This window comes from Candidatus Krumholzibacteriota bacterium (genome assembly GCA_016932415.1).
In the GTDB taxonomy this organism is placed as follows: domain Bacteria; phylum Krumholzibacteriota; class Krumholzibacteriia; order Krumholzibacteriales; family Krumholzibacteriaceae; genus Krumholzibacterium.
The window spans coordinates 1-25,248 of sequence record JAFGCX010000029.1; the positions used below are offsets into that span (position 1 = coordinate 1).

At 50.7% G+C, this 25,248-nt stretch carries 21 protein-coding genes and 1 tRNA gene; 17 read left to right on the forward strand and 5 right to left on the reverse strand.

The window, feature by feature from the left end; genetic code table 11:
- Window positions 1–83: transfer RNA gene (locus JW814_10060), tRNA-Leu, on the forward strand.
- 223 nt (window positions 84–306) lie between these two features.
- Window positions 307–810: a DUF4446 family protein gene (locus JW814_10065; GenBank protein ID MBN2071788.1), complete on the forward strand. Its 504-nt coding sequence runs from the start codon at window positions 307–309 to the stop codon at window positions 808–810.
- Between the two features lie 48 nt (window positions 811–858).
- Here JW814_10065 and JW814_10070 read toward each other — a convergent pair whose 3' ends face one another.
- Window positions 859–1,668 carry a rhomboid family intramembrane serine protease gene (locus JW814_10070; protein MBN2071789.1) on the reverse strand — a complete coding sequence of 270 codons (810 nt, stop codon included), beginning with the start codon at window positions 1,666–1,668 and terminating at the stop codon, window positions 859–861.
- A 209-nt stretch (window positions 1,669–1,877) separates the two neighbouring features.
- On the opposite strand from JW814_10070, the gene JW814_10075 reads away from it, so the two are divergent.
- Together JW814_10075 and JW814_10080 are read left to right on the forward strand one after the other, a co-directional pair.
- Window positions 1,878–2,771, forward strand: a complete 894-nt coding sequence (locus JW814_10075; protein MBN2071790.1) for a right-handed parallel beta-helix repeat-containing protein — start codon at window positions 1,878–1,880, stop codon at window positions 2,769–2,771.
- A 45-nt stretch (window positions 2,772–2,816) separates the two neighbouring features.
- Entirely contained in the window at window positions 2,817–4,526 is a 1,710-nt protein-coding gene (locus JW814_10080; protein ID MBN2071791.1) for an amidohydrolase, read from the forward strand.
- Window positions 4,527–4,529: 3 nt separating this feature from the next.
- On the opposite strand, the gene JW814_10085 is transcribed toward JW814_10080, so the two are convergent.
- Both JW814_10085 and JW814_10090 read right to left on the reverse strand, forming a co-directional pair.
- On the reverse strand, window positions 4,530–5,528 hold the full coding sequence (locus JW814_10085) for a DUF4097 family beta strand repeat protein (GenBank protein ID MBN2071792.1): 999 nt from the start codon (window positions 5,526–5,528) through the stop codon (window positions 4,530–4,532).
- 89 nt (window positions 5,529–5,617) lie between these two features.
- Window positions 5,618–7,372, reverse strand: a complete 1,755-nt coding sequence (locus tag JW814_10090) for a DUF885 family protein (GenBank protein ID MBN2071793.1) — start codon at window positions 7,370–7,372, stop codon at window positions 5,618–5,620.
- Between the two features lie 133 nt (window positions 7,373–7,505).
- Between JW814_10090 and JW814_10095 the strand changes: the two genes are divergently transcribed.
- The 7 genes from JW814_10095 (at window position 7,506) to JW814_10125 (ending at window position 16,238) form a co-directional block, all read left to right on the forward strand.
- Complete coding sequence (locus tag JW814_10095) at window positions 7,506–8,972, forward strand: cytochrome c biogenesis protein ResB (protein MBN2071794.1); 1,467 nt, start codon at window positions 7,506–7,508, stop codon at window positions 8,970–8,972.
- Between the two features lie 14 nt (window positions 8,973–8,986).
- The gene (gene ccsB, locus JW814_10100) at window positions 8,987–9,796 is read left to right on the forward strand and encodes a c-type cytochrome biogenesis protein CcsB (protein MBN2071795.1); all 810 of its coding nucleotides are present in this window, start codon (window positions 8,987–8,989) and stop codon (window positions 9,794–9,796) included.
- 258 nt (window positions 9,797–10,054) lie between these two features.
- Window positions 10,055–11,575: a peptide ABC transporter substrate-binding protein gene (locus JW814_10105; protein MBN2071796.1), complete on the forward strand. Its 1,521-nt coding sequence runs from the start codon at window positions 10,055–10,057 to the stop codon at window positions 11,573–11,575.
- 12 nt (window positions 11,576–11,587) lie between these two features.
- On the forward strand, window positions 11,588–13,207 hold the full coding sequence (locus JW814_10110) for an MBL fold metallo-hydrolase (protein ID MBN2071797.1): 1,620 nt from the start codon (window positions 11,588–11,590) through the stop codon (window positions 13,205–13,207).
- Complete coding sequence (locus JW814_10115; protein MBN2071798.1) at window positions 13,204–14,217, forward strand: ABC transporter permease; 1,014 nt, start codon at window positions 13,204–13,206, stop codon at window positions 14,215–14,217. Before JW814_10110 ends, JW814_10115 begins: the two co-directional genes overlap by 4 nt.
- A 20-nt stretch (window positions 14,218–14,237) precedes the next feature.
- Window positions 14,238–15,134, forward strand: coding sequence for an ABC transporter permease (locus tag JW814_10120; GenBank protein ID MBN2071799.1), 897 nt, complete (start codon window positions 14,238–14,240; stop codon window positions 15,132–15,134).
- Between the two features lie 57 nt (window positions 15,135–15,191).
- The gene (locus JW814_10125) at window positions 15,192–16,238 is read left to right on the forward strand and encodes a thiamine biosynthesis protein (protein MBN2071800.1); all 1,047 of its coding nucleotides are present in this window, start codon (window positions 15,192–15,194) and stop codon (window positions 16,236–16,238) included.
- A gap of 17 nt (window positions 16,239–16,255) precedes the next feature.
- Here the strand turns inward: JW814_10125 and JW814_10130 are convergent, their stop codons facing one another.
- The gene (locus JW814_10130; protein ID MBN2071801.1) at window positions 16,256–16,762 is read right to left on the reverse strand and encodes an NUDIX hydrolase; all 507 of its coding nucleotides are present in this window, start codon (window positions 16,760–16,762) and stop codon (window positions 16,256–16,258) included.
- A 55-nt stretch (window positions 16,763–16,817) separates the two neighbouring features.
- On the opposite strand from JW814_10130, the gene JW814_10135 reads away from it, so the two are divergent.
- From JW814_10135 to JW814_10145, 3 genes are read left to right on the forward strand one after another with little or no spacing between them, the layout of a single operon-like run.
- The gene (locus tag JW814_10135) at window positions 16,818–17,015 is read left to right on the forward strand and encodes a hypothetical protein (GenBank protein ID MBN2071802.1); all 198 of its coding nucleotides are present in this window, start codon (window positions 16,818–16,820) and stop codon (window positions 17,013–17,015) included.
- A complete protein-coding gene (locus JW814_10140; protein MBN2071803.1) occupies window positions 17,012–18,679 on the forward strand; it encodes a carbon starvation protein A in 1,668 nt (555 codons plus the stop codon). The genes JW814_10135 and JW814_10140 overlap by 4 nt, the downstream gene beginning before the upstream one ends.
- 30 nt (window positions 18,680–18,709) lie before the next feature.
- Entirely contained in the window at window positions 18,710–19,684 is a 975-nt protein-coding gene (locus JW814_10145) for a sugar kinase (GenBank protein ID MBN2071804.1), read from the forward strand.
- A gap of 27 nt (window positions 19,685–19,711) precedes the next feature.
- Here JW814_10145 and JW814_10150 read toward each other — a convergent pair whose 3' ends face one another.
- On the reverse strand, window positions 19,712–20,215 hold the full coding sequence (locus JW814_10150; GenBank protein MBN2071805.1) for a YfcE family phosphodiesterase: 504 nt from the start codon (window positions 20,213–20,215) through the stop codon (window positions 19,712–19,714).
- A 357-nt stretch (window positions 20,216–20,572) separates the two neighbouring features.
- Here JW814_10150 and JW814_10155 point away from each other — a divergent pair, with 357 nt between their 5' ends.
- The 3 genes from JW814_10155 (at window position 20,573) to JW814_10165 (ending at window position 25,139) form a co-directional block, all read left to right on the forward strand.
- Entirely contained in the window at window positions 20,573–21,631 is a 1,059-nt protein-coding gene (locus JW814_10155) for a class I SAM-dependent methyltransferase (protein ID MBN2071806.1), read from the forward strand.
- Window positions 21,632–21,690: 59 nt separating this feature from the next.
- On the forward strand, window positions 21,691–23,571 hold the full coding sequence (locus tag JW814_10160; GenBank protein MBN2071807.1) for a tetratricopeptide repeat protein: 1,881 nt from the start codon (window positions 21,691–21,693) through the stop codon (window positions 23,569–23,571).
- A gap of 80 nt (window positions 23,572–23,651) precedes the next feature.
- Window positions 23,652–25,139: a response regulator gene (locus tag JW814_10165; GenBank protein ID MBN2071808.1), complete on the forward strand. Its 1,488-nt coding sequence runs from the start codon at window positions 23,652–23,654 to the stop codon at window positions 25,137–25,139.
- Window positions 25,140–25,248 lie beyond the last annotated feature (109 nt).

The window sequence follows — 25,248 nt, forward strand, 5'->3', positions numbered from 1 at the left end:
CCGAGGTGGTGGAACTGGTAGACACGCTACTTTGAGGGGGTAGTGGGAGAGATCTCGTGCGGGTTCAAGTCCCGCCCTCGGCATTTTTTTATAAGGGCCCGTTCGGGGATAGGGGAGCATGTAACGCTGATCTTCCCTTCCGGTACGTGCCTTTTTTCTTTTCCGGCAGCAGACCGGCATCGGCCTTGCAGTTATGGAGAGTTGATATTTCTTCTTATCTTCCGGCAGGGAAATAATTCTTTACATACAGACGCTTCGTGAAGTAGTCTCGGTCTCATCGAACTTTACCCTGGGGAGGCTGTTCAGTTGGATCTAAATGGAATGATCGCCGAGAATCTCAATGCCATCGTGCTCTCATCGGCAATACTGTCGCTCTTTCTCGCGGCATCTGTAATATTCATGCTGCTGGAAATAAGAAGGATGAGAAAACCTTTCGGCGAAATGGCTCAATTTCACAAGAGTTCCGGTACCGAGAAGTCTCTTGAGAAACTTCTCAAGGGTGTCGATGAGAACCGTGAATACATCAGGGGGCATTCCGAGGAGATCAGAAAAATATTCAGCAGTCTCGACAGGTGTTACAGAGGTACTGGTATAGTCAAGTTCAACGCTTTCGAAGATATCGGGGGCATGCAGAGTTATTCGATCTGCTTTCTGACTCTTGAGAAAAACGGACTGATCCTGACCAACCTTGTCGGAAGAAACTCGACACGGGCGTACGCGCTCGAGGTCAAGGACGGGAACCCTACTCGTGACCTCAGTGAAGAGGAAAAGGAAGCTCTCGCCTACGCGGTCAAATCCCTTACGCAATAGCTTGCATCGGTCTGGATTTGCGGAAGTCGCTGGTCGATATGACTGTGATCAGAGGTCTTTTCCCTTGTCCGAATAGCGCTCAAGGATCCGTTTTTCGGTCTCCGAGAGGTTCTCATAACCTTTCTCCGAGATCTTGTCGAGGATCGAATCGATTTTATCGGCGTCATTCGCCGCCGCGCCTCGTTTGTCATCCTGGTCTTTTTCAAAGCTGATCTTCAGCGGGAATCTGTCCCATAATCTCGATAGCCAGGAGAAAAATCCTCTGCTTCTGTGATCGTTCTTGAGATAGATAAGTCCCGCGGCCATTCCTCCAAGATGGGCAAAATGGGCTATTATTCCCCCGCCGGCTATTCCGAAGACGAAAGAGACCGCTCCGAGGATGATGACGAGAGTCCTGGCCCTTATCGGGATGATCCCCCAAATATATATCTGGTTATATGGAAAGAGAACGGCGTAGGCGAGGAGGATACCGTATCCAGCCGCAGAGGCACCGATCACTGGAACGTTGAAGGAGAAGATAAAACTGAAGACAGCGCCGCCCAGGCCGCAGATGAAGTAATATTTAAGAAAACGGCGGCTTCCCCATACCTGCTCGAGAGTAGTGCCGAACATCCAGATGACGATCATATTGAAAAAGATATGGGAAAGACTGCCATGAAGGAACATATAGGTGACCAGCTGCCAGATATACCCCTTGAAGATGACATCTCTGGGGTAGAGAGCGAAGAAATCCTGGAAACCGGTCCTTGACAGTATTATCTGCAGGAAAAAGACTATTACGTTGGCTATTACTATCTTGTTTACGACGCTGTTTCCAAAAAGGTTTGAATATGGGTTCCTTCGGTACTGGTATTGCATACTAATTTCCGTTTCCTTTCGTTCCTGACATAACAGGATAATAATGTATCATGGCCGTGCGGGCAAGTATAACGATATTTTTGTGATAAGCCCGGGATCAGCCCCTCTTCGAAAGGGGAGACCACCATGTTTCCGCCTTCGATTTCGACTCGACCCCTGTTTGAATAATATGATATAATCGAACAAATATCCTTTATAAGAGGTGTGTCATGACGTTGAAGAACTTGTTACTGCTGTTGTTGATCCTTTCGTCCTTTTCATCCGCCGGCGCTCAACAGATATGGACAGTCAACGATGATGGATCGGGCGATGCTCCGACGATCCAGGCAGCGATCGATTCGACAGTGGAAGGGGACCGCGTCAGGGTGAACGGCGGAACGTATTACGAAACTGGACTGGTAATAGATGGAAAGAACATTTGGATAATATCGGGTGATGGGATCCCCGTCATTGAATCTCCCGAACCTGGCATCGGCACATGCCTCACTTTGAGAAATGTGAATTTCACATGCGCGATATGGGGGATCAAGCCGACCGGTTTTGAGACAGGCATACTTGTGGATGACTGTTCTCCGATGGTCAGTTTCCTTGTTCTCTCCGGATCGGTTGCGGGAATAAGAGTCACCGGCACATCGTCTGCCCCCGAGATATCGTTCGACCTGATCGAGAGCTGTGATACGGGAGTCAGTATCGAGGGAGGAAGCGGTATTACCGTAAGAAACATGACAATAGTCGAGGGAGGGACAGGTATCAGCGTATCGGGGGGGAATGTCTCGATAAGCAACAATATCCTCTACAGGCAGCAGACCGGCATCGCCTGCACGGGCGGGGCATCGATCATCACTTGTAACGATTTATGGGAGAATACGGTCGACTATGATGGATGCGCCCAGGGCGCTGGTGATTTTTTCGAGATGCCTCGTTTCTGTTATGAAGCTGGCGATTCACCGGGCCTTTACTATCTTCATGTCGATTCACCGTGTTGGGCGGCGAATAACAGCTGCGGTGTCAATCTGGGTGCTTTCACTTCCGCGCCTGGATGTTCCGGCGTGGCTGTCAGGGAATCGACCTGGGGCGTTATCAAGCAGTTGTATACGGAGTAGTGTCATATTCACTCGATCATGGAATCAAAACCGAAGGAGCATGTGATGGGAAGATCCATATGGATCTTGATCTGCGCGGGGCTCATTTTATCCCGCCTGGCAGAGACGGCAATGGCGGCTGATCCGCATCGGAAGGAGCGTGAAAGGGTGGAAAGTCTGTATTATAACGGACAATTCTATACGATGAAAGCAGCTGGCCATGTCGTAGAGGCAGTCGCGATAAGTGGCGACAGGATCATCGCCGCGGGCAGCAGCGAGGAACTGGCGGGATTATGCAACGCGGCGACGAAAAGATACGATCTGAAGGGGTTGTGCGTCATTCCCGGCCTGGTCGACGCGCACGCTCATTTCAACGGATATGCTCTTGGCCGGGAGTCGATCGATCTGACCGGCACGTCGTCGCTGGTCGAAATATCCGCTATGGTGTCGGACAGGGCTCGAAGACTTGAAAAGGGAGAGTGGATAAAAGGGCGTGGATGGGACCAGAACGACTGGAGCGATCAGCATTTCCCGGGAAAGAAAGAGATCGACGAGATCTCTCCCGGCAATCCTGTTTTTCTGGTAAGGGTGTGCGGGCACGCGGCAATCGTCAATTCGCCGGCCCTGGTCCTTGCAGGTATAGACAGGAATACTCCAGATCCTCCAGGAGGGAAGATCATCCATGGCAGTGACGGAGAGCCGACGGGTCTGCTGATAGATGAAGCATTGGAACTGGTCAGAGTGAAGATCCCCTCTCCGGGAAGGGATGAGAAAAAGAGGCTTTACAGGGAAGCGGCGCTGGAATGCCTGTCGGTCGGCCTGACAGGCGTGCATGAAATGGGGATCTCGGCCGAAACGGCCTCGATATACCGGGAGATGTACATAGCGGAAGAACTTCCTGTCAGGTTGACGGTATATTACCAGAACAACGAGGTATCTCTGGACAGTCTGCTCGATGAGGGCCCGATGAGGGGATTTGCTGGCCATCATTTCGAAGTAGCAGGCGTAAAATTTTATAGCGACGGATCGCTTGGAGCGAGAAGCGCTGCCCTGATAGATGATTATTCTGATGATCCGGGAAACAGGGGACTGCTCGTCACAGACCCGGGCGAACTTTATCGCGGGATCGTAAATTGTCACAGCAAGGGTTTTCCAGTCGCAGTACATGCCATCGGAGACAGGGGAAACCGGATGGTACTCGATCAGTTCGAAAAGGTAAGGAACGCCGATGGTCTCGAGGATATGAGAGACAGGATCGAGCACGCGCAGGTATTGTCTCCCGACGATATAGGGAGGTTCGCGAGGCTTGGTGTAGTCCCCTCGATGCAGTTCACTCACTGTACTTCGGATATGGGATGGGCCCGGGACCGGCTTGGACCGGAAAGGATCAAGGGAGCCTACGCGTGGCGGACCCTCATCTCGGCGGGATGCAGGATACCGGGCGGTTCAGATTTTCCAGTTGAATCAATAGATCCCATGCTCGGTATCTATGCCGCCGTCACGCGGATGGACCTGGAGCATAAGCCGGAAGGCGGATGGAGAGGATGCGAATGTCTCAATATCGAAGAGGCGGTGCGTGCTTTCACTCTCGATGCGGCGTGGGCCGTCCACCAGGAAGAGGACCGTGGGTCGATCGAAAAGGGGAAACTGGCAGATTTTGTCGTTCTTTCCGAAGACATAATGAAGATCGAACCTGAGTTGATTCCCCGGATAGAGGTGGTCGCCACTGTCATAGGAGGAGAAATAGTCTACAGGTCGGACCGGCCCGGATTATGACGGTCATCGGATCTCTCTTAAATTGACATTTCCATCCGAAGTCCGTATACGTATCCTTCCTTTTCCATCGCGGAGCTTCCCGGAGACCCAGTTCTCATCTTTTTCGATAATCGTTCCGGAGGGGAGATCGATCCGTATCCTCGCGTCATCGACATCTATCGAGAATTTAGCCGATATGCCCTCTTCGAGATCGAGATCTATATCGCCATCGTCCGTTCTTATATCAATATCAATATCATCAATCCTGAGGATTTCCATCTCGAGATCGCCATCGCCACCCTGGTAATGCAGGTTTTCAGTCAGCAGCCTGTATATATCGGCATCACCATCATCGAGTTCTATATCGAAATCTCCCTTGGTGTCACGTATACTCAGAGGGCCGTCTTCCCCGCGAATGATGCATTCGGGAATGGAACATCTGAATATCTCGATTCTGCCATCATCATAATCGATTTCAAGATTACCCTTGTGATCCCCGATATTGAGTTCGCCATCCTCGATACTGATGATAGTCTGATCGCATTCAATACCTCTCAGGACAGCGGCGCCGTCATCTAATGAGATCTCGATATTTGCGCGCCAGTCGTCAATATATATCTCGCCATCGTCTCCGTTTATCTCGAGAGTCAGGTAATCGGGCGCAAAGATAGTATAGCTGTACTCTTTTATATTGAAGATATGAAACCCGATGACCGGCGTGCTCGTCTCGACCTCGGTCACTTCGATAATGTCATTCTTTGTCCTGAAGTTGACCTTGAAATCCCTCTCGCCCGCGCCTATTGATTTATATTCCGCGAGGTATTCCACTTTTATATCTAGGACATCCTTGTCCCAGCGTTTAATGAAGACGTTTCCGTCACCGTTTTTAAGACGCAGGCCGTATCCCGGAGAGACATCATATGTCTTATGATAATCCCTTTCGATCTCGCGTCCCTGCGCGCCGCATGAAGCAAGCGCTGTGATGATCACGATCATCAATGATCCAAGAGTATTTCTCATCATAATAGACCTCCGTCTGAATGTATCGTCACCGGGGATCCGGTCCATCGGATCTGCCCTGATTCTATTACGCCATTCGTCCAGCTATTGTTTCATTCCGTGATCTTGCCGGTTATCATCGGAAGCGGTAGACCGATGTTTTCAAGCATCATCTCGCGGATCCTGTTACGGGGGTTTCTATCACGTTTTACCGATGAGGCTGTTCTTGACATATCATCAAGAAGCATGACCGCCAGACCGGGATATCCCACTGATGGTGTCGCTGAAGCGATGGCGACTTCCATTGCCGCCTCTTTTTTCGTCATGCCGAGTTCCTTCATCAGAAACTCTACGCTCGAATCAACAGTGCTTCTTCCAGAGTGGAGTCTCAGGGTGATCAGCATCCTGGCGAGTTCGAGATTTTTTTCTTCGAGGTACAACTTGCGTATGCTGAGTTTGTGGTCGGGATCGAGTGTCGTGATATCCTTGTAGTTCAACGCTTTCCACGCAAGCAGGTAAAGCCTTGAAACAAAAATCCTCTTAATGGGAGAATCCTCGCGGCAGAGCTTGTATTTTGCCCTGTAAAGCGGTTCCATGGTACTGATAAGCCTGTAGAGGATCCCCGGATAATCGAGATCCTCGAGGCGCCGGTCGATGAGCAGCAGCACATTTTTACTCCTGCCGCTTTCAAGTCCGCATACTGTCCAGGTCATATTGTCAGGCACATATTCGGGGACGACGAGGTATGGATCGACAGGCAGGTCTTCAGGCAGGGCGGGAAGGTCTGTCCAGACGATCTCCGGATCTCCCGATAAGGAACGGCCGAATATATTCTGCCCGGCGATCTGTTCCAGGATTTTCAGGCGGATCGTCTCTATTTCCTCATGGGGGTCCTTTCCCTCCGAAGGTTCCGGATCCGGCGGACCTTGCATCTCGGGTGCGCCGAGGGGCGAGTCCTTCTTATCGATCGCGTGGAGAGGGTTTTTTTCTATCGACGCGAGCTGTGACCGCTGTTTCCTGATACTTTTTTCAGCTTCGGTGATAAACTGGTCTATATCGATGTCGAGGTGTTCCGAATACTTGAGAAGGTCTGAAAGATCCTCGATCCCCATTATATGTCTTCCATGAGCATCGGGGAGGACAGTATCCCTGAGATGATCCCTGAACTCCGAGACCGATCGGCCGACAGAACTGATCGATCCGGGCAGACTGCCATATCTTCTCTCGATGTGTTGCTGAAGTCCCTCGAACCCTTCAAGAGTGACAGATAGCCTTTCTATGGCTCTTGCCACGTGCAGCTCGGCTGGATTGCGCAGATTCGATCTGGCATTGTCGAGCAACAGTGGAATCTGGTCTATTCTTTTGAGGTAAGCGGCATATTCTTCTTCAGGAGGAGCAGCTCCACGGGAGGGAATCCCGAAAAGGGCTTCATCGATCATCCAGCAATACAGGAGTGGATTATGTTCATGATTCCGGAGTTTCTTCAACGCGAACGCTTCCCCTCTAAGCCAGAAGAGAATAATGGACGATTCCTCCATCTCAGATTCGCCAAGCCCGGAGGCGCTCAAGCCACTGAAAAGCTCCAGGAGGGATTCTATCCGTCCGGTCTGATGTGAGAGTTCCTCTTTCGAAAATGTAAAGAGAAGAGAATCCGCCGAAGTCATCCCCAGGCGGGAACATCTCAGCGGGTGCAGCTGCAGGTACAGAGAGACGGCTTCTTTTTTTATCGACTCGAATCTGTCTTTCATCGCCTTGACCTGCGCATCATCTCCGCAGCCGAGGGAAAGGTTCGGCAGCAGTAAAGCGATAAAAAGGACAGGGAACCAGCGCTCACGCGATCTTCCGGAATCAATATATCTGTCAGACATCTCTTTCTCCTGTCCATTGATTGTATATTAAGGTATATAACTGCTTGCCGCCTTTAAGTAAATATCTTTCCTTCCATAAACCGGGCAAATAAAATATACTGTACCCGCTACGCTGATCGGAATGGAGGCTGGATTGAAACGGTCTGAAGAAAAGATTAAACATCCCGTGATAAGCCAGAAGCTTGCGATATCGGTCATCTCGGTTCTTTTCGGCACTACGGCGGCAGGCTGGCTTCTTACCGAGCTTTTTCCCAATGATTTCAATCTGCGTCTTGCTGAATATACCGCCAGGTGGGGAGAGTTCCCGGTCAGGATCTGCACCTGGCTGAAGGTCTATGATCCCTTTCATTCTTTCTGGTATACCGGTGTCCTCATACTCTTTCTCCTGGTCCTCCTTCTTTGCCTCGCGACGAGATGGAGAAGCTTTATTCTAAGATCTTTCAGACCCGGCGTCGTGGGGATGAGAAGAGATATCCCTGACGGGTCACGTGGAACTAGCATCCTTTATATCGATCCATTAGGTTCGGGGGAAAGACGCAAAGACCCGCTGGTCCACTTTGCCAGAAAGCATGGAATCGATATCGATGAGGGAGATGAGTTGAAAGACCCGATATACCGGTCGCTCTCCTCGATCATGAAAAAAAACGGTTTTTTCACCACCAGGTCGGACGGCGATGGGGCGATATTTTTCTCCGCTGTCAGGGGAAGATGGAAATATCTCGGTAATTTTATATTTCACGTGGCCCTGGTGGTCATTACGGCGGGCATGATGACCGGTAGCATAACCGGCGTGTCAGAGATGGTATATGGAAGAAAAGGGGATATTATCCCGTTATACAAAAGCGGGTTTTCAATACGCGTCGAAGATTTCAGGATCCTGCTCTCTACTGGAGGACAGGTGGGAGACTATATTTCGACTATTTCAATAATTGACAGTGAGGAAAATGTAGTAAGGACAGCCGAAGTCGAAGTCAATAAGCCTTTTTCCTTCGAGGGAGTCCGCCTTTATCAAAGCTCCTATTATACAGGCGACGAGGAGTTTTCAAGGGCGGCGGTCAGATTCGTCCACCTTGATTCATCGAGCGAGAGGCTGATCCTCACTCCGGGAAAAAGCGCTGTATCTGCCGATTCTGTTTTTTCGATCGAGGCTGAGAGATTTTATCCTGATTTCAGAATGGGGGAAAAAGGTCCCTATTCGGCAACTTCGATGATGCGAAATCCCGCCCTGGAGATAATTCTTCACGCCGATGGAAAGTCCGTGAAAGGTTATCTGTTCGCTCTTCATCCAAGATTCAACGCGAAGTTCGACCGTTTTCTCTCGATCGGCCTTGAAGATATCGAACCGGTATATTATACCGGGCTGGAGATGACCTCCAATCCCGGTTCCCCGGTCCTGTGGGCGGGGATGATACTTGCCTCCATCGGACTGATTATGCTCTATATCTTCGACCACCGTATCATAAACGGCTGTATTGGCAAGGACAGGATAGTAATATATGCCGCGGCTGGAAACTGGAATGTAGGCGGCCACGGCAAATTTGAGGCGATAGAGGGACAGATAAGGGATATGCTGTCCAGGACAGTCAGTATCGATCTTTGAAAAGGGAGAGATGAATGCTTCAACAGGTCGACATCGGTTTTTTCTGGGGATCGTTCTGGTTCTATATTTCATCTTTCATCCTTTTCAGTATCTACGCGGGATCGAAAAAGGAAAGTGCCGGCAAAGCTGGCCTGGTAATATTTTCAATAGCTCTTATCCTTCAGACAGCGGGACTTGTGGCCAGGTGGACTGTCAGTTCGCATCCTCCCCTGGCGACGATGTTCGAATATTCACTTACGATGTCTTGGATCATAGCGATCTGGGCGATCGTGATGATATTCAGGTACAGGATGCTTATCCTCGGAGTCATCGTTTCCCCGGTCCTCGTGATGGTCCTGGTGATCGCGTCGATGCTTCCCAAGAACGCGTCAGCGCTGATGCCCGCCCTGCAGAGCTATTGGTTTTACATACATGTCACTCTTGCCGCCGCTTCGGAGGGAGCTTTTCTCGTATCTTCGGGAGCGGCCCTTATATTGCTTTTAAGAAAAGGAGGGAAGAACGAAAAAGAGAGCCTGGTATCGACCGGATTTCTCGATGAGCTCATTTCCGGAGCTATCAGGATAGGATATCCGGTCTTTACGATCGGCGCTCTCTTTGCCGGAGCGATATGGGCCAACTACGCCTGGGGGCGTTTCTGGAGCTGGGACCCGAAAGAGACCGGCGCCCTAGTCATATGGCTTTTCTACACGCTGGTCCTGCACCAGAATGTCAGGGGAAGATGGAAGGGAAGGATGATGGCGAAGATGTCGATCGTGGGACTCGGCATCATAATGCTCAGTTTTCTCGGAAATCTGTTTCTCGGCGGGCTGCATTCCTACATCTAGCCGGACTTTAAACCAGTGATTTTTGTGACTTTAGTACTGGCATGCCACATGCATAGAGTATTCATGGAAAAAAATATCTATTGTCAGCGACAGGAGGCGTATATGACGGCAGGGCGATGCTGGTCCGCGTTATTAATTGCTATTACTGCAGTTACTTTTTCATGTGGTCCGCCTGGGAATGATCAGTCTGACGGCCGGCAACCGGCGGGCAGAGGTGAGGGACTGGTAAAAAATGAGGGAGGGCGGCTGGTTATCGGCATGCAGCAGGAACCGGAGATTCTCAACGAAGCTGTAAACAGCATGGTCGCCGTAGTGTATGTTTGCAATCTGATTTTCAGTAAATTTGTCAAGCATAACGAAAAAATGGAGCTGATCCCCGATCTGATAACGGAGATCCCCACGGTGGAAAATGGGGGTATCTCTCCCGATTATCTGACATATACATATCATATCAGGGATGACGCTTTCTGGCACGATGGCAAGCCTGTCACTTCGGCCGACGTCGAATTCAGCTGGAGGGTGATGGTCTGTCCCGATATAAATGTAGAGACGAGGCAGGGATGGGATATCGTCGAAAGTGTCGACACTCCAGATCCGAATACCGTTATTTTCCACCTCAGAGAAGTCTATGTTAATTTTACGGGGGACTGTTTCTACGACGAATCAGTCCTGCCGGCACATCTGCTCGCTCCTTCACTGGGACCGGAATTCCAGGGGCTTGATTTCCATCGCGCCCCGGTCGGTTCAGGGCCATTCATATTCGACGAATGGGTCGCGGGGTCGCATATAACTGTCAGGGCAAACAGAGACTGGTACGGAGACGGACCTTTTCTTGACGAGATCACAATAGTATTTATTCCAGATGGAAACTCTCTGCTGCTTCAGCTTCAGACCGGGGAGATCATGGGGATTGACAATGCTCCGAATATGCTGCTCAGAGCGGTCAAGGAGACTGCCGGGATCGAGGTCTACAGGAATGTCGCTCTATTCAACGAACATCTCGATCTCAACCTTGACAGCCCTGTCCTTTCCGACAGAAAGGTAAGAAGCGCGATCGCGATGGCTGTAGACCGCCGGCTTCTTTCTGAAAAGATCTATGAAGGGATATGGGTACCCGCGTATGGAGACGATCATCCATCCTCGCTCTACTATACTGACGCTGGCAGGGAAAGATTCGCCTGCGACCCGGAAAAAGCCGCTGATCTTTTGAGAGAGGCGGGGTGGATCGATCGCGATGGCGACGGGATCAGGGAAAAGGATGGACGGCCGCTTAAGATGAGTATCTCCACTACCGCCGGCAGGGTTAACAGGGAAAGGACGGAAGTAGTCCTCCAGGAACAACTCGGGAAAATAGGTATAAAGCTCGAGATCGTCAATTATCATCCCACAGTCCTTTTCGGAAGTTACGACGAGGGGGGTATCCTCAATACAGGCAAGTTCGATATGGCGCTGTACGCTTTCCTCACTCCTCCCGATCCCTCGACGAAAGAAGGCAGTTATTCGGAGGCCTTCATACCGCCGGCCGGTCAGAACTATTCGAGGATCAGAAACAGCAGATTGACCCGGTTGCTGTCGGGGGGAAGCAGGACTGTCCGTTTCGAGCAGAGAAAAAAGATATATGATGAAGTGAATATGATACTGCTTGAAGAAGTGCCGGTAATCGCGCTTCTCTGGGTGACGCAGCTCGACGCCATGCCGGCTGGCCTCGTCAACTACAGGCCCAATCCTACTCAATCCGGAGATACGTGGAACGCCTCCGAGTGGTATTTCCGAAGGTAGAAGGTCATTAAAGTGGATCGTTATCGAATAAGATCATTTCTTGCCGGCGAGGGTACATGGAAGAGGAAATTCATCCTCCTCTCCATAGGCCTGGCTGTGTCGATCTATATTTATCATAACGGATCAGCCTCGGAACAGGTTACTGTCGATTTCCTCGGAGCGGCCAGGGAAGTCGGAGGATCATGCCACCTCGTCACTGCCGGTGGTACACGATTTCTGGTCGACTGCGGAGCACTGGGAAGTGCCGGTGAGGAAGGTCTTCCCGGCGACGCCGCTTCATTGTCATTCGTCCTGCTTACTCACGCCCATTCCGATCACTGCGGATTGATCCCGCGTCTCTGTGAACGGGGGTTTGCCGGACCTGTCTTCTGCACGCGAGCGACAGCGGAGATAACTCCGATCATGTTGAAGATGGGAAGGGGTTTTTCGCGCAGGAAGGTGTCGAAAACTTCGTTCGAAAGGGCTATTGAGAGCCTCACTCCGGTGCCGTTCGATACGATCATGGAGAGGGGACCCGTATCTTTCCGGTTCAGGAGGGCGGGGCATCTTATCGGAGCTGGATTTATAGAGATCTGGATAGCGAGTCATCCTGACACGGTAAAAGTTGTATTTTCCGGAGACATCGGCTCAGGCAGTTCTCTGCTGATCCCCCCGCCTGAGACCTGTGAAAAGGCTGATTATGTAATCATCGAATCGACATACGGTTCCACGGTAAGGGAAAAGAAGCCGTTATTGAAAGAATATCCCGGCGATCAAGAGGGGAAAGGGCCATTAACCGGTAGGGGAAATACAGGAAGCGATCTTCCGGGTGGGCATGACGAATTTGCTCGCGCCATCGCGCGGACTCTCGAAGAAGGTGGCGATGTTCTTGTACCGGCTTTTACGCTGGGAAGGACGCAGGAGGTAATAGCCGCGATAGATCTTTACTGTTCGTACGGGATCATCCCTCGCGGGACCCTTGTTTATACTGACAGCCCGACGGCGGAAAAGATCTCCGATATCTACAGGAGTCGGATCGACGATCTTTCAAGTTGGGCAAGGTCGTTTTATCATGGTGAAGTCCTGCGCTCGGAAAATCTCAGAGAGGTCAGAAGCAAGACTTCGTTGAAAGTCCATGCGAGAAGACATGCTCCCGCAATTTTTATCTCTTCAAGCGGGGACCTCGATCACGCGAATTCCCCCAGGCATCTCGCGGCGATGTTCGATGACCCGGAGAACCTCGTATGCATAGTGGGGTGGCAGCCTCCGAGCTCTGCCGGGAGGCGGCTTCTCGATGGAGCGGATCCTCTGCTTCTGAAGTATTCATCCGGCAGGACCCACAGGGAAGAATGGATATCCCCGGCGCTTAGAGTGATGAGATTCTCCTCTTTCTCGGCGCACGCTGATCAGGATCAGCTTGTAAGCTGGCTGTCGGGTATCGATGGAGTCAGAAAGGTATTTCTCGTCCACGGGGAGTACGAAAGCGCCGCTTCTCTGTCGAAGAGGATTGAGAAAGAACTCGGCATTGATACGGTGATCCCCAGGCGGGGAGATAAGGCGATACTGCCCGGGCCGGCAAAGGATCATGATTCGCCCGCGGCGGCGGCGGAAAGACCCGTTTCGCGGCGCTCCGGATACGGAGGTACGTCATGATAAGATACATCCTCAGGAGAGCGATCCTGGTCCCGCCGGTAGTGGTCCTTGTATCTCTTGCCGTTTTTTCTCTCCTGCACCTCGCTCCCGGTGGTCCGACCGGAGTGATGAGCACGAACCCGAAGGTAAATGGCGATGATATAGCCAGGATAAGGGAGAATTTTGGACTTGACAGGCCAATTGCGGCGCAATATCTCTGCTGGTTCAGACAGGTTTTTCTACGGTTCGATTTCGGCAGGAGTTATGTCACCGGCCGCAAAGTATCAGAGATGATAATCGAACGGATACCTGCCACGCTGGAACTGATGATCTCTTCGTTCGTCATAGCCCTGGTGATAGGAGGGATCGCCGGGATCGTCTCGGCGTTGAAGGAGGGAACGGTCATAGACCATATGCTATCGATCGTCTCGATAACGGGATTATCGATACCTGTCTTCTGGATCGCCCTGATGGCGATATATCTCTTCTCTCTTAAAACGGGATTGCTGCCGGCCGGAGGAAGGTCGAGCATCGGTGAGGAATGGTCGCTGCTCGACAGGACGCGGCACCTTGTGCTTCCATCGGCAGTGCTTTCACTGACATATCTCGCTTCCTGGAGCAGATATTTAAGGACAGGGCTGATTGAGGCTTTCCATGGGGATTTCATCCTCACCGCGCGCGCGAAGGGTCTCAATGAACGGACAGTGATATTGAAACACGCTCTGAGAAACGGGATCCTTCCGGCGATGAACGTAGTCCTTATGCAAATACCTACGATCTTTACGGGAGCGGTGATAACCGAGACGGTATTCTCATGGCCGGGTATGGGGAGGCTGTTTTATGAAGGGCTTCAGCGCCAGGATTATACCAGGGTCCTTGGGATCATTGTAATCTCCTCTCTTCTGATAATATTTTTCAATTTCCTCGGTGATCTGCTCAATATAGTGGTGGATCCACGGATCAAGGTCGATCGGGGAAGGTCTATCAATACTTCCGGACAAATGGCGCTTAGGACGGGACCGGGGCGTTAGATCAGGTAAAAGGATATGCAATGGCTGAAATGGAAAAAACCGGATATATCTCCTGCCTGACGGCCTGTTCCGGGCGAAATGGAAGGAATCTGTCTTGCCGGGGCAGTTCCTTCTTCGACGACAGGATCGCGGTGATATCGATGATCCTGATCCTCTTTATCATCACGATATCTGCCGCCGCACCCCTTATGACTCCATATGGATGCAACGATATTGATCTCGATAATATTTCCGCGCTTCCAACGGCCGAACATCTTCTGGGAACGGATGATCTCGGCCGGGATCTCTTCAGTCGGCTGCTCTATGGTGGAAGATATACTCTTCTTGTGGCTTTTCTGACGGTGATGATATCGACCCTGATCGGAATGATAATGGGAAGTCTTGCCGGGTATTTCGGTGGATATGCCGACAGGATCGTATCATCCCTGACAGACCTTTTTCTCTCGGTCCCGGTTTTTCTTGTTCTTATGGTCCTCGCTTCGTTCGGACGGGGACATCTCTGGTTGATCCCTCTTGTCATAGGCGGCGGTACATGGATGGAGACATCGCGCGTCGTAAGATCGAGGTTGATCCAGTTGAAGGAAGAGGAATTTGTCGCGGCGGCAAGGCTGCTTGGTGGAGCGGATATGAAAATAATATTCAAACACCTTCTTCCGCAGGCGGCGATGCCGGTCACTGTTTCGGCGGTAGTCGGATTCGCCAGCGCCATACTGATAGAAAGCTCTCTCAGTTTCCTCGGGTTCGGTGTCCAGCCTCCCGTGCCATCATGGGGAAACATGCTTCACAACGCCCAGATGTCTCTACGGGTATCACCTGTCAGCGCCTTTGCTCCCGGGTTTCTGATTTTCATGGCGGCGCTCGCCTTCAATTTTATCGGAGCTGGATTGAAACGCTCTCTTGCGCCTGGCGGCGAATGACTGTATTCTGGGGTCTGATCGAATATTGTCGTTCGGTCAGCGCAGCAGGGCGTGATCATGGAAAGGACACCTTACGCGATCGGAATGATATCAGGAGGTCTTGACAGCCTTCTCGCGACTCTTGTCCTGGCAAGGACCGGAGCCAGAATAGAGGGGTTGCATTTCCTTAACGGGTTCGCGCAGGGAAGTATGAAAGGGCGCGTCTATCATGGTAAAAGCATCGGCGATATCGCCGACGAAAAAGAGAAAGAGCTGTCGGCTCTTTTCGGCATCAACGTCTCCGTGATAGATGTCTCGGAAGAATTTCTCGGCCTCTTGTCAAGCCCGAAGCACGGATTTGGTAAAAATATCAATCCCTGCGTCGACTGCAGGATATTCCTCCTGAAAAAAGCCAGAGATATAATGATAAGCAGAAAAGCCGATCTTATCTATACCGGTGAAGTTGTCGGACAGAGGCCTATGTCCCAGCACCTTTCAGCGATGAGGACCGTGGAAAAAGAGAGCGGACTGGAAGGGTTGTTATTAAGGCCTCTCAGCGCCAGGCTTCTTCCTCCGACGGATGCGGAAAAAAGCGGTCTGATCGACAGGGAGCTACTTCTCGACATCCAGGGAAGGACGAGGAGGAGGCAGATGGAACTGGTCGAGGAGCTGAAAATCGATCAATATCAGTCTCCCGCCGGTGGATGCGTCCTTACAGACGAGAATTACGCGAAGAAATTCATCGATTATACGAGACATAATGGCGGCAGCAGACTTACCGTCGAGGACACTGTGCTCCTTTCGACGGGAAGGCATCTCAGGCTTTCCCCGAGGACAAAGATAGTGGTGGGACGGAATCAGGAAGAAAATGAATATATCGAGAGCAAATGGAAAGATTCCCTTCTCGCCGCTGCCGTGGATTTTCCAGGACCTACCGTTTTGGTGCAGGGAGATCCTGACGATGAAGATATTCTCGCCGCTGCTTCTGTCACCGCGAGATATGGCAAGGGAAACGGTGAGGATTCAGTGAGGGTCTCTTTCAGGACAGGTGGCGAGGAGATGATAGTCGAGGTCAGGCCTGCCCGCGATGATGATCTCAAAAAATTTCACATCCTTTCAGGATGATAAGAGGGACAGGTCTCTCACTCTTTCTCCAGGGCTTTTTTTATCATCTTGGAGTGGCTGTCAAAGGCAAGGGGGGGAAGACCGCTGATTTTAAAGAAACGGGCTTCAGAGGCATCGTCTGCCGCCATGATCTCGCCCGAGAATGAATCTACACGGTACCCGATGATGAGGATCGAAGTGCCATAGAAGAGGCTTTCCTGGAATATGACGTCTATAAGTTCAGGGTCCCTCCCGGTCAGGCCGGTCTCTTCCCTCAGTTCCCTCATCGCCGCGTCAGCCGGGCTTTCACCGGTCTCCACGAAACCTCCCGGAAGGGCCCACTGATCGATCCCCGGTTCACAGTTCCTCAGTACCAGAAGGATATTATCCTTACCGTCGAAAACGAGAGAAGTCGAAGCGGGGAGGGGATTATCATAGATCAGGCGGTCTTCTTTTTCGCAGTAGTCGCGTACCCTCCCTTCGTCCATTTTTTTACCGAGCCGGTTGCCGCACCACGGGCAGAATATTCTTTTCTCTCTGGCCATCCGGTCTGCCGCCTTGATTCTCTCTCCAGGCAGTCTCCAGAGCCCGGGGAGTGTCATGAAAAAACACTATCATGTCATACTAATAGAATCATCAGCGATTCTCAATCGATTCGTTGAGTTCAGGACTCCGGTATCACATAAATATATGAATGATGGAGCTGTTTCAATGGCATTGAAAAGAGCGACTGAAAAGTTGAATTATCCCGTGAAACAATGTAAAATGCCTGTCAGGAAAAAGACAGGAGGGAGATGATGAGCGCTCTTGCTGTTGCTGTCGCGACTTTGGCAGCTTATCTGGTTGCTTACAGAGTTTACGCGAGATTTATCGGAAGAAAGATCCTCGCGCTCGATCCTGAAAGAAAGACACCGGCCTATGAATCGGAGGACGGGATAGATTTTGTGCCGACCAGGCCGATTATTCTGTTTGGACACCATTTCGCCTCGATAGCCGGTCTCGGACCTATACTGGGACCTGCGATCGCGGTGATCTGGGGATGGCTTCCGGCTGTTCTGTGGATCCTTTTCGGTTCGATATTCATGGGAGGAGTCCACGACCTTACCTCTCTTTTCGTATCGCTCAGAAACAGGGGGCACTCGATCGGTGATGTCACCAGGTCGCTCGCGGGACGCAGGGCGCACCTGCTGTTCCTCGTGCTTATATTCTTTACTCTTTCACTCTGCATGGGGACATTTGTCAGGGTCATAGCGACCCTGTTTTCCGATACATACCATCCAGAGTCTGTCGTTCCCGTGGCAGTCCTGATAGTCCTGGCCGTCATCGTCGGTCTTCTAGTCTATCGAAGGGGAGTTAATCTGGCAATGGCTACGATAGTGGCCCTGGTGTTGATGCTTTTTTCAATATGGCTGGGGATCCACTATCCTGTCACGGGCGTCGGACAGACAGGTTGGGTCTACCTGCTTATCACTTACGCTTTTATAGCGAGCGTCCTGCCGGTCTGGCTTCTTCTTCAACCGAGGGATTATCTCAACGCTTACCAGCTTGTCATAGGTATGATATTGATGTATGTGGGTCTTTTTATTTTCAGGCCTGAAATATCGGCGCCGGCAATCAATAATCAATCGACCGGTGTTCCTCCTCTCTTTCCTTTTCTCTTTATCACGATCGCGTGCGGAGCGATCTCCGGGTTTCACAGCCTGGTCGCGACGGGAACTACTTCAAAGCAGTTGATGAAAGAGACGCATGCCGTTCCCGTAGGATACGGAGGGATGCTTGCCGAAGGGCTCCTCGCGATGATCGTCGTCCTCGCCTGCACATCGGGAGTTACGAGATCGGCATGGCACGGGCATTATTCGTCCTGGCAGGCGGCATCAGGGCTGACCGCCAAGATGATGGCTTTCGTAGATGGAGCTGGAGTATTCGTCTCTAAAACAGGTATTCCGATCGAAGTAGCGAAAAGTTTCATCGTCGTTATGGCGGTCGGATTCGCCATGACGACACTTGATTCAGGTACACGGCTTTTAAGATACAATATCGAGGAACTCGGCGAGGGACTCGGTATCAGGCTTCTCAGGAACAGATATTTAGCGGCTTTTGCCGCGATAGCCGGGATCGGTTATTTCAGTATCATGACGATCGGCGGTAAACCGGCCGGACTGGCGTTATGGGCGCTTTTCGGGACGACGAACCAGGTTCTGGCCTCGCTCGGGCTGTTGACCGTTTCACTATTCCTTTACAGGCTGGGAAAACCGATCGTCTATACGGCGGTACCGATGGTGGGGATGATGATCATGACCTCGACGGCGATGGTGATGAGGATAAGGTCGAATTTCGCCGACGGGGAGTGGCCTCTGCTTGTAATAGGAGTGTTGATCCTTGTTCTCGTAGTCTGGCTCGTGATCGAATCCCTTATAGCATTCCGGGGGGGCTCGAAGGGGCGGGAAAACAGGCAGGCTTGAGCCGGTTCAGCCGGGGGTCAGGATAATGCCATGTCAGAGCGAATGTTCTGGTCAAATAAAATGAAGAAAAGATATGATATTACAGGTCTTGGATATTCAGCTACCGATTATATAGGTTTCGTACCGCGTATACCTGTTGAAAACACAAAACTCGAATTAAGCAGCCTGACAGTTCAGGGCGGCGGACCAGCCGCTACGGCGACGGTGACGGCGGCGAGGCTGGGATTGACCGCGGCTTTCATCGGAAAGCGCGGTGACGATGACTTCGGAGAGAGGTCGGCCAGGGAACTTGCCGGAGAAAATATCGATATCTCCGGGATCGTCATCGAAAAGGACGGCTGTTCGCATTTCGCGTTCATAATGGTGAACGAAGAGACTGCCGAGAGGACGATACTCTGGAGCAGGGGATCGATTTCGATGCTTGAAGCCGGCGAGGTCGACACGTCTATAATCGGCCAGAGCAGAGGGCTGCTCATCGACAGCCTCGAACCGGCGGCGGCTCTTCACGCGGCCAGGTTTGCCCGCGAGAACGGGATAGAAGTCCTTATCGATGCTGGAACGCTGCGCGAGGGAGTGGAGGAGATACTTCCTTACTGCGATCATATAATTACAAGCGAAACGTTTTCCAGGCAGTTCTCGCGCGGAGAAGGACACGCGCAGACATTGAGAAAATTATCTTCATACGGCCCTCATTCCGCTGTCGTGACTGTGGGCGAGGGGGGGTGTCTTGCCCTGGTCGACGGTGAAGTCATCGAGATCAGAGGTTTTGATGTAAAAGCTGTCGATACGACCGGCGCGGGGGATGTCTTTCATGGCAGTTATCTTTTTGCCGTGCTTCAGGGACTCGACACGGCTGGGTGCTGCGTCTTCTCAAACGCCGTGGCGGCGATGAAATGCAGAGCTGCCGGAGGAAGAGCCGGGATCCCGTCTCTCGACGAGGTGCTCTCGTTTCTCGCGGCGAATGGTCACGGCGGTCTATTCGACCCCGGCTCGACGGGAAGTTGATATGTGGCGATCGACCAGCGGGTATCCTTATCCGGAAGGTTGCCAGAGGTTGTAATATTCCACTTCAAACGTCTCGAGGTCGAAGGTGGCGAATCCTGGCGCTTCCCTCAGGCCCATCAGTTCTCCGGGATTGATATGCCATGTCTTTCCTGCCTTTACTGATTTTCTTCTATGGGTATGCCCGGAAAATACGGCGTCAAAATCACCCGTCGCGGCCAGGCCCGCGCCGAATTCCGGGAGGTGAGTCCAGGCTATTGTTGCCGGGCCGGTCCGCAGGATGCCGGATTCTCCATAGATATTTACATTCGGATATTTTTCCGCCAACCTCGCTATCGTGAGCCTGTCACCGTCGTTGTTTCCGAAGACAAGATGGACATCTCCACGGAAACGGGCAAGGTGTTCGACCATGAAGGGTGAGCAGAGGTCGCCGCAATGGAGCAGCTGACTTGTATAGATCTGACTGGCCATTTCCATAGCCCTGTCAAGGTTTTGAATGTGGTCGTGAGAATCGCTGACGACAGTAAGTTTCATTTTATCCGCCTTTGAATGATCGAACAGCTATTTACCGACAGGGGCGACAAATGGTCCTGCCTTTCGCCCGCCGCAGTTACTGAATATATATCAGAACAAAAATCTTTCTGATAGGAACTATTTTCCCTTCGACCGTGAAATTCTTATTCGGGAGACAGGAATCTATTTACCCTGATCAACGCCGGAGGCATCGGGCGCTGATCGGGGCAGGGCGTAACAACTACTAAAACAACATGATAAGATTAATTGCAAAGATATGGCCTGCCCTCTCTTTAATAGAAGGTAATATGGCACATCTCTTGTTGTCATTCAATCTGTGACTTGTCGTTATAAACAGAGAACCCGGGGAGAATAATGGTGACGCAAAAGGTTCTTATCAATGAAAACGATCATTTCAAACAGTTTCAGGAGGCTGAAAGGCTTCTTGACGCCGGTGAGGACAATGGTGCCGGCATGCTGTACAGAAAACTGATAGAGGTAAAAGGGATAGAATCGGTCGCTCTCTTTCGCCTTGGAGAGATAGAGAACCGTATGGGAAGGGCTCTTCTCTCCTATAACTGCCATATCAACGCCTTCATCATCGATTACCGTCTCGCTTCACGGATCACCGCCGAGAGCCATCCCTTCCATGACTACAGATATAAAAAGAACGATATGAGAAAGACCGATCGATGTCCTCTCTGCGAGGGAGAGGGAAAACCTCATTGGGCGTATAACATGGTCACCAACGCTGATTTCAACGAAGGTTTTGATCCGGTCCGTCTGTGGCTGTATTGCGGGAAATGCAATCACCTCTTTGCTTCCGCCCGGCCCGACGATCTCACGAGCGTCCTTTCCGGTTCAGACAACAAACAATATCAATCACCGAATCCCGGTCTTATACCGATGTTGGGGACGGTGGTCTCGACCCTCTATCGCCGCGCTCCTGGAAAAAGATTCCTTGATGTGGGAATAGGAGCGGGTGAGATGATCGCCGTGGCCGGCGAATTCGGTTTTGATGCCTCTGGTCTTGAGATAAGGCCGGCCCACGCCGGAAGAGTCGCTGAAAGGCTCGGTGTAAGGGTCATATGCGCTGATTTTTCCTCTTTTGAGACTTCTGAAAAATATGACGTCATCTGCATGGGAGATGTCCTCGAACACATTATCGATCCGGTGAAAGCGATAGAACGAGCTGCCCGGTCGTTGAACGCCGGAGGGCTGTTATGGATATCGACGCCCAACTTTGAAAGCGCGTTTTCGATCATGATGAAAGACAAAGACCCGATGAAGAGGGTTTGTGAGCATCTTAATTATTTTTCCTTCGCTTCTTTAAAGAACATCCTTGAACGCTGCGGGTTTGAAGTGACTGATTACGGCGTTTCAGCGCATTACAATGGTTCGATGGAAGTAACTTCCATAAAAAAATCCGGGATGTGAAAAGGAAACAGTAACCTGCAATGTGTCCTGGCGGGGCGTTGGCAGTGAAAGGTATATCGATGTCAGGAAAAAACAGTAACGAAATCATAATAGACCTTGAATCGATAAGGAACCGGAAGAAAGCGGTCATCTCATGCTGCATGATAACGAGGGATGAGGGAGAATTCATAGAGAATGCTATTGAAAGCGTAAAGGGACTTGCCGATGAGATCATAATCGTCGATACGGGATCGGTCGATGATACTGCCAGAAAGGCAGAAAGACTCGGAGCACGTGTATTTACATGCGAATGGCGGAATGATTTCAGCGAGGCGAGAAACAGAGCGATCAGTAAGGCTTCGGGCGAGTGGATATTGATCCTTGACGCCGACGAGATCATTGAGGAAAAGGATCATTCGAGGATCGCCAGGTTGATCCGCCAATATCCCGAAGCGGCTTTCATGTTTGAGCAGTGGACATATACGAACGACTCGGACACTTTCGGCTGGAAGCGCTGTGACGATGACGCCAGGATGAACAGGGAGATGCTGGGGTATTTTCAAAGCCAGCAGGTAAGGCTGTTCAGGAACACGGAGCTGGTAAGGTATGAAGGTCAGGTACATGAGGACGTGGAGAGATCTCTCGCGAGCACCGGGATCCCGATCATCAAGGTCGAGGATATTATCATCCACCATTATGGCAGGATGAAGGATTCCGAGAGGATGAACAGAAAACACAGGATGTATCTTTCCCTCGGAGAGAAGAAGCTCGGAGCCAACCCGGGAAATTCCAAATATATATTCGAACTTGCTTCACAGATGCTCGGACTCGGAAACGCCGAAGAATCTCTTCATCTGATCGACAAGGGCCTTGATATCGTTCCGGAGAGCTGGGAGTTCCTCAATCTGAAAGGCCTGGCTTTTCTGCGCCAGGGCAGGATCGATGAGGCTGTCGATTCCTTTTCCAGGGCGGTCCTGATCAATAGCGAAAAACCCGATCTGTATAACAATCTCGGAGTGGCTTATAACGAGAACAGGCAGCCGGAAGAAGCTTTGAAAGCGATGAAGAAGGGTTTGTCGATCGATCCTAGGAACGCCAATATTCTACGAAACCTTGCGACCTCTTCGATCATGGTCGATGATCTCGACTCAGCCCTTGAATATATTACCAGTTCCCTCGAGCTGGATCCATTCATGGCGCAGTCTCATGTGATCCATGCCGATATTCTGTTCAGACAGGGCAATCAGGAGGACTCGGTCGAATCGCTTGAAAAGATCAGGTTTCTTCCCGGCACCGATCTGAAAGTCTACCTGAAATCGATATATATATACACACGGATGAAGATGGCTGAAAAAGCAGGCGAGGTGGTCGAGAGAGCTTTGTCGGAATATCCCGGTCATGAAGGTCTGACATTTCTTTCGGGAAAAGTCTTTGAGCTGAAGGGGGAGATCGATGAGGCCTTGAAAGTCTATGAATCGATCATATCGATGAATCCGTATAATTCCGAAGTACTCAATTCGCTCGGTTGCCTCAATGAAAAACAGGGGAGACTGGAAAGGGCCAGAGAATATTTTACCGAAGCATACCGGTTGTCCCCGTATAACATGCAGATCGAAGTGAATCTGGGGATCATCCTGGGTAAACTCGGCATAGATGCCGAAGCGGAGAGGCATTTAAAAGCGGTGATCAAAAAGGACGGTCAAAACGGCGCGGCACTCAATGCCTTTGGATGTTTTCTCTCTAAACGCGACAGGTATGCCGAGGCAATAGCATTCTTTACGCGGGCGATCGAGAATAACCGGCAGGATATTCATCCCTACCTTAATCTCGGGCTCGTCTGTGAAAAGATGAATAAACCTGACAAGGCAGTAGAGATATATGAAAAACTCGCCATCATCGATCCATCATCGAGGAGGCTCGTGGAGTTCCGTCTAAGAAAACTCCAGAGCGCCTTTTCCTAGGATTTTTCCATTCATTCGCTAAAGTATCCGGCGATTTGTGCGAAAAAGATTATAAGTATTGCAATGCGGAGGCATATTGGATGAAAAACAGGGAATTGATACTTGTAGTCGATGATTCGAGCACGATACGGGAGCGGATGAAAAGTATCCTGATCGAAAACGGATATGACGTGATTTTAAGAAACGACGGCCAGGCCGGAGTGATGGCCGCCCTGGAGTATTCCCCCGACCTGATAATAATGGATCTCAATATGCCGGGGATGAACGGCCTCGAAGCGAGCGCGATACTCAAGCGTTATCCACAGACATCGCTTATCCCTCTGGCTGTATTCACCGATGACAATAAAACAGAGAACAAGGTCGCATTCTTTGAAGCCGGCGTTGAAGATTTCATAGTGAAGGATTCCGATGAGGCTGAAGTTCTCGCCAGAGTCGCCGGTCTTCTCAGGTGGGGCCGAAACCGTAATATGATCATAGACGAAAAAAGCAAGCTCGGTACGCTTATAGACATACTGAGCGATCTCGTCCTCATAGTGAACAGGGAAGGGTTGCTCGTATTTTATAACAGGATCGCCGCCCTGAGATTCAGACTGATTCCCGAGCTGATCAACCAGATATCGATAAAGGATGTTCTGCCAGATTCGAAGCATGTAAGGGAATTGTGCGATCACATCGAAAACGGCAGGGAAGCGACCGGCATGGAGATCGAGATCAATAACGGCGGAATAGATATCAGGCATTATATCGTCGATATTAGCCGGGTCAGAATCGACATGGAAGAAGATGTCGGCGGAGCGATAGTATTCAGGGATATCACTGCTGAAAAGGAAGCTGAAAAACTCAAATCCGAATTCTACTCGATGATGGCTCACGAGATGAGGACTCCGATCAGTGTCGTACTGGGGTACACCCAGTTGATACTGGAAGGTAAAACAGGCGAGCTCACGGATCTCCAGGAAGAATTTCTAAGAGGAGTGGAGGACAAGGGAAAAGCCCTGAAAAAACTTGTTAATGATTTTCTCGAAGTGTCGAGGTTCGAGAACAAATTCGTAAGACTCCATAATGTGGATTTTAACGTGGCGGAACTGGTCAGCAATACGGTGACCGGCATAAAGCTTCTGGCTCAGAATAAGAATATAACGCTTGAATATGAAAATAATCCCGCTCGGCTTGTTATAAATGCCGATAAGGATAAGCTTGAGCAGGTCATAATCAATCTCGTTGAAAACGCGATCAAATATACCGATGAAGGCGGTACGGTATCGGTAAGGTGCGGAAGGCTCGATGAAGGCGTGTGTGTAGCTATAGAAGATAACGGGATAGGAATGTCTCCGGAAGAGCTTGAGATAATCTTTGAAAGATTTAAAAGGCTCGATAATGCCGAAAAGAAAAAGATCAAGGGAACAGGTCTCGGGCTCGCGATCGTAAAAGAGATCATAGACGCTCACAATGGCAGGATAGAAGTAGAAAGTATTGAAGGCAAAGGCAGTTCCTTCAGTCTTTGGATCCCGGGCGCCAGGGACAGCGAGATTGTCCAATCGGACGTTCCAGTCGAAATAGAAGCCTGATTCACAACTTCCATTTGAAATAAATTCCTGAAGTAATTTCCTCCGGAACACAGAAAATATTTCCCCCCCTTAATCATTGGACTGAACGGGGTTTTTTGCCGCCTCGACC